We start from the raw sequence: 6,411 nt of genomic DNA on the forward strand, positions 1-6,411 counted from the left end.
ATGTATAGTTGGATAAGAAAATATAGCTGTTACTGGAATATCATGTTTTAATTCGTGATGTACCCGTTCTTTTAACTCCATCACTTGTAGAGAATCTCCACCTAAATCAAAAAAGTTGTCCTCCAAATGAATATTAGTTACACCTAATAATTCCTCCCAAATAAGGATTAAAGCATGAACTAGATCAACCGGTTTTGTTTGTTCGATTCGTTCAGAGTTGTGATTAAAATATTTTGAATGAGCAATAGATGTTAATGTTTTGGTGTCTAATTTTCCATTTTCTTGAATAGGTAAATTATTCACTTGTATAAATTGATTTGGAATCATATACTCTGGAAGGCTTTTTTTCAAACGTTCTTTAAGTTCTGAAGTGCGTATTATCTGAGATGAGACATAAAATGCGACTAACTTTTTATTACCAGAAAGATCTTTTATATCCATAACTACACATTCTGTTATAAAAGATAGATTTAACATCACTGTCTCAATTTCCCCTGGTTCTATACGAAAACCTCGGATTTTTATTTGGCGGTCTTTTCTTCCTAAGTATTCAATATTTCCATCTGGTAACCAGCGACCTAAATCTCCTGTTTTATAAAGTGTTTTTCCGAATTTTTGAAATGGGTGTTCTTGAATAAATGCTTCTTGAGTAAGCTCTTTATTATGCAGATAACCTATAGCTACCCCTTTTCCACCTAAATAAATTTCTCCAATCGCTCCAATAGGTAATGGAGCAAGCTTGTCATCTAAAATGAAAACGGATGAGTTGGTGAGAGGAGTACCAATCAAAATAGAATTTAACTTTTTATGTTTCTGGTTCATAAAATAGTAGGTTGAAAACGTTGTATTTTCAGTCGGTCCATAACCATTTATCAAATATCCTTCTTCATTAAGATATTGAAGTGCTAAGTTGGCATGTGTTAAATTTAATGCTTCTCCTCCTACAATTAAATATTTAAGTGTTGAAAGTGCTTGGGGATTTTTTTCTACAAATTTATGAAATAATGCTGTTGTAAAAAACATAATAGTAATTTTTTTATCTAAGATAAACTGACACAGTTTTTCATTATCTAAAGCTACATCTTTGGACACAATCTCTAACCTTAAACCATTTAAAAGAGCTGTCCATATTTCAAAAGTAGCTGCATCAAAACTAATAGAAGACATTTGTGTTAAAATATCTGTGTTTGTAAATTTAAAATGATCTTTATCACAGGCTAATCGTATAATTCCTCTATGTGGAACCATGATCCCTTTCGGTGTTCCAGTAGAACCTGAAGAATAAATAACATACGCTACATCCTCTGTAGTACAAGTGTGATTAGGATTTGTATTATGCGCATTGGATTCCAATATTTTTGAGATTGTTTGAATAGTTCCCCCATAGGTAGACGGAAGTATATGTTGAAACGATTCATGAGTAATGACCATCGCAGGATTACTATTTTTTAACATAAATACTAATCGTTCTTGGGGGTATGTGGCATCTAAGGGAACATAAGTACATCCCGCTTTTAAAATTCCTATTATAGAGACAATGGCTTCAATTGAACGCTCTAACATGATGCCAATATGAGAACCTGTTTGAACACCTCTAGATAATAAATAATTAGCAACTCTATTTGCTTGTGCATTAACCTCTCTATACGTTAAGTTTTTTCCATTATAGCTTACAGCAATATGTGAGGGAGTATTTACAACTTGTTCTTCAAAAATTTTATGAACACATTTACATTTTTGTTTTGAATAACTTTGAGGAGTATCATTAAATATTTCAGTCACTGTGTTTTGTTCTGACGGACTAGTAATATTTATATCGAAAGGTGTCAATTCTGACTTAGTTTCAAAAGTATCTAAAAAAATCTTTAAATTATTTAACAGGTTTTCAAGAATTCCTATATGATAAGTAGAAGAATTAAAATAGGCTTGAATATTCAATTCATCGTTTAAATGATTTTCTTCAAAGGAAATAAAAACTACATCTTTAGAAATTGTATGAAAAAACGACTCAATATGCGCTACATTACCATTAGAATTTACCAGTGCTGTATCATATTGCAGTTTATCGTTATATGACACCATGATTGGTGGTTGCATATAAATATCGTGTAACAGAGTTTTTACTGTAGCATTTTCTTGAATTGTTATATTGTAATTATCTATATTATTTTTTTGAAGATTATAAAATCCGAAACCAACTTCCGTTTCTGCACTGTATTTATATAAAATAATTGTCCAAGCACACTTAAAAAGTGTACATAGATCAACGTCAAATTTTTGAGCAATGTCTTTTAACATGGATAACTTCTGTTTCATTGTAATTGTAATATATTTTTGGTCTATGTTCATATTTTTTTGTTTGGGAAGAAAGTCTTTATTTAACATAATCCTAAATATACCTCCTCATACTAAAGTGTGCCATACTGCTCTCTTATAGAACGATATTCATAACTACATACTTCTTCAGTTAATGCTTCTTTATCATATTGAAATTGGAATTTTTTATTTTCTAATATGCTATCTGTTTCTTTAATTAGTTCTTCTGCTATTCTAATGTTCGGTTTTCGCATTATTTCTAGCATCAGTTGTTTTGTCGTACTATTGAAATAATCTAAATCGCTTAAATTTTGGCTACTCCAATGTATTACTGGTACCCATTGATTTTGTAATACAAAGAATAACTTAATAAGTATCTGTAGAGATTTTGCTACACATAGACGAGTATTTAATTCATCTCCACGAAGTAATAATTTTCTAGTTCGTTGTATACAAAATAAAAATTCAAAATAATGTAATTTAGTTCTTTGATCTCCTAGCATAGGAGGCATATGTTTGATCTGTGCTATTTCTTGATACAAAATTCTATTAGGATCATAAAGTATTTCACAAAATTCATATGGCCAATGGTCAATATCTGCGGGAGAATCTTTTTTAGCTTTAAAGTCGGATTCGGGTAGCAATAAGATTTCAACCTTGCCATCCATTGATCTCTCGAAAAGATTATTTGTTGCAAGGGAATTATAGTAAGAATCAGTTACAATTACTTCTACATCAAAATCCGACAACGTATCTTGATAACCCCGTGAACTAGAACCTACTAGTACAATCCCTATTGTATCTTTGTTCTCTTTAAATTGAGATATAAGATCATTTAATAGAGTTTCCATTCATGCTCCACCTTTCGTTTCAAAGTTTTAATAGCCATATAAATTTAGATCTTATCCTGAGTTAATTGCCGTATGAATTCGGAAACATCTGTCACTTCTGTTAATATGAGTTTTGTTAAATGAGTTATAGTAGGATTGGTAAGAAAGGATCGAATGGAAATGGGAACGTTTAATTCTTTTCTTACCCAGTTCATTAAAGATATAATTTGCAAAGAAGATCCTCCTATATCAAAGAAGTTATCATCCTTCTGTATATCCTGTATACGTAATACCTGTACCAAATGCTTTTGTAAGTATTTAGAAATAATTTCATTTATATCTTCGTTTTGTTTTTTTACATTTTCTTTTTCAAACATTTGCTCAGCCGTCGTTAATACCTTTTGCTTAGATTCATGATTGATCATAAAGTGGTACAATGTATCGACAGTAGGATTAGCCAAAAAGGATCGAATGGAAATGGGGATATGGAAGGTATCCCTGATCCAAGAAATAAATTGAATAGCTTGAAGAGAGCTACCACCTATATCAAAAAAATTGTCCGTAATGTTTATATGTTTGTTATTTATTAATGTTCCTAAATAACTAAGAAGTACTTGATGAAGCTTTGAATATTGAGCTTGCTTTTTCTCAGGCAATGCTGTTAAAAATTTTTTGTTCACTTTCCCATTTGCATCCAAAGGAATAGCATCCACAACAATAATGCTAGGAATCATATAGGAAGGAAGAGTTTCTTTTAAAAAATTTTTCAAGTTGCTTTCATCAATTGGAGCATTTTTTACAGAAATAAAGGCAATTATTTCTTTTTCTACATTACTTTTATCTTTAACGTGGACATATACATTTTGAACATTAGGGTAATGGAAAATAGCTTTTTCAATCTCTGCTAATTCTACTCTATATCCTCTTATTTGTATTTGATCATCAACTCGACCTATTATTTCAATACTATCTTCGGATAAATATCGTCCAATATCACCCGTTTGATAAGCTTTTTCCCCATTTATAGATAAATATCCTGATTTTTGAGGGGCAGTGAATTTCTCGAGATAGCCTCTCCCTACGTTTTCGCCTATAACGCATAATTCTCCAATCGTACCTTGTTTACTCAGATTTTTATCTTTATCAAATATGACGATTTGATTATTACGAATCGCCTTTCCAATGGGAACACTTTTGGTTTCTGTTTCAAGGTTATCGTCTATATCTACATTCATTGCAACACCAATTGTAGTTTCAGTAGGCCCATAATGATTTACTATTTTACAAGTTCCTGCCCGTTTTTTTATTTCTTGATAGATTTCCCATTTTAACAATTCACCTCCCAGTATCAAATACTGTTTTGGAAAGATATTTTTTTCTGTAGAATGTAGTAAAGTATAGAAATGGGAAGGCGTAATTTTCAAACAATCTACTACATGCGTAGAAAAATAGTTCGAAAATTCGTCAGGTTGTAAAATTTGTTCTTTAGATAAAATATGCAATGTTCCAGCTGAAGCTAGAGCTCCAAAGATAGATGTATTCCCTAAATCTGCCGATAATGTAGATACACTTGCAAAGTTTGTTTTATCATTTATATTTAAACACTCCATAAGAGATACAATATAATTTGTTACATTTGTATGTTCGATTAATACTCCTTTTGGATTTCCGGTAGAACCCGAAGTGAACATGACGTACATCAGTTGATTTAAAGGAATTGAAATATTCAAATTTTCAATTCCATATGTTTTTGTCTTAGGGTCATCTACTGTAATGATAGGCAGATCTACCAAAGGATAGGTTGATTTTGATTTTTTTGAGCTGATTATCAAACTACATTTAGCAGAGTTTACTATATATTCTATTCGGTCTTTGGGAAGTTCAGTTTCTAAGGGGACATAAGTAGCACCCGCTTTTAAAATTCCTAATAACCCAATAATCATTTCAACAGATCGCTCAATATATAGACCTATAAAATCTCCGATACCTTTTCCTTGTTTTTTTAACATGTTAGCTACTTGATTTGCAGATACATTCAATTCTTTATATGTTAGTTGCTTATCATCAGCTATCACAGCTATTTGTTCGGGCGTATGATCTGCATGAAATTCAACAATTTGGTGTAAGCACATGTGAGCCAGTTGTTCTAACGTTAACTTTCTTATAGAGCTTGTCTTTTTGTGATTTAAATTCATGATGTACCATCCTCAATAGTAATAGTTTTTTTAGTTAATCTGTTCATCAATAATAGTAGCTAATGTTTGCTCAGGTTTAGTAATTAGGCTTTCTAATAATGTTTTATATACCTTTAGCATGGAAAGAACTGTATCGTGTTTGAATAATGCAGTATTGTATTCTAAAAAACCTGTTACTTGAGAGTTTTTAGTGAAAAACCCCATATTTAAATCAAATTTAGCACTTTGTGTATCAGAAAAAACATCTTCCATTATTATATCGTTCATTTCGATAGCGCTATTACTGACATCATTTAATGAGAACCATACGTCAAATAAGTTGTTTTGGGTTAAATTTTTATGTTCTCTTATTTTAGAAATGAGTAGATCAAAAGGATATTCTTGGTTACTGTCAGCTTCCAGGACCATAGATTCGGTTTCTTTTAAAAATTGTAAGAATGTACTTTCTAAATTTAATGAACTTGTTAATGTTAATGTATTGACAAAACAGCCTACGATATTTTGCACGTCTAAATTCTTACGATTAGCTGTTGGTGTACCAATTACAATTTGTCGACTCTTTGAATATTTGGATAAAAATAATATATAGACTGACAATAATGTTAAATACGATGTACTACTGTATAACCCATTAAATTCTTGTAACTTTTTCTGAAGTTCATCATTAAAATTAAATTTAATAGATGCCCCTTTTTGCGTCTCTAAGTTAGATCGTTTAAAGTCTAATGGTAACGTTCCTTTATTTTGAATACTTTCCAATTTATTTAACCAATATTGTAATTGAGGATCTAGTAACCCTTTATTTACAATTGTTCTTTGCCAAATTGAATAGTCAACATAAGTAAATTTAATATTAGATAAAAGAGGTGACTCTCCTTGTGAAATCGCATTATATGAGCTGATTAAATCATTTAAAATAATATTTTGTGACCATCCATCTGTGAGGATATGATGCATTACTAATACCCAAATATATTCTTGCTCTGCTATTTTAAATAATTTTGTGCGAAAGAGAAGCTCATTGCTTAAATCAAATGGTTCTTGAACATATTCATTTAAAAGTTGTATTA

Annotated in this window: 4 protein-coding genes; all 4 read right to left on the minus strand. The window is 30.7% G+C overall.

Annotation, left to right across the window (positions count from 1 at the left end; all coding sequences use genetic code 11):
• Positions 1–2,385, minus strand: a 2,385-nt coding sequence (locus tag AB3X49_RS15835; protein WP_367963231.1) for a non-ribosomal peptide synthetase, incomplete at its 3' end; no start/stop codon positions are given.
• Positions 2,386–2,408: 23 nt separating this feature from the next.
• Entirely contained in the window at positions 2,409–3,167 is a 759-nt protein-coding gene (locus AB3X49_RS15840; protein ID WP_367963233.1) for a hypothetical protein, read from the minus strand.
• Between the two features lie 44 nt (positions 3,168–3,211).
• The gene (locus AB3X49_RS15845) at positions 3,212–5,341 is read right to left on the minus strand and encodes a non-ribosomal peptide synthetase (protein ID WP_367963235.1); all 2,130 of its coding nucleotides are present in this window, start codon (positions 5,339–5,341) and stop codon (positions 3,212–3,214) included.
• A 30-nt stretch (positions 5,342–5,371) separates the two neighbouring features.
• Positions 5,372–6,411 (minus strand): condensation domain-containing protein (locus AB3X49_RS15850; RefSeq protein WP_367963238.1); only part of this gene is annotated, 1,040 nt, incomplete at its 5' end.

It is taken from the genome of Bacillus sp. C30 (assembly GCF_040838255.1).
GTDB classification, from domain to species: Bacteria; Bacillota; Bacilli; order Bacillales; family Bacillaceae_G; genus Bacillus_A; species Bacillus_A mycoides.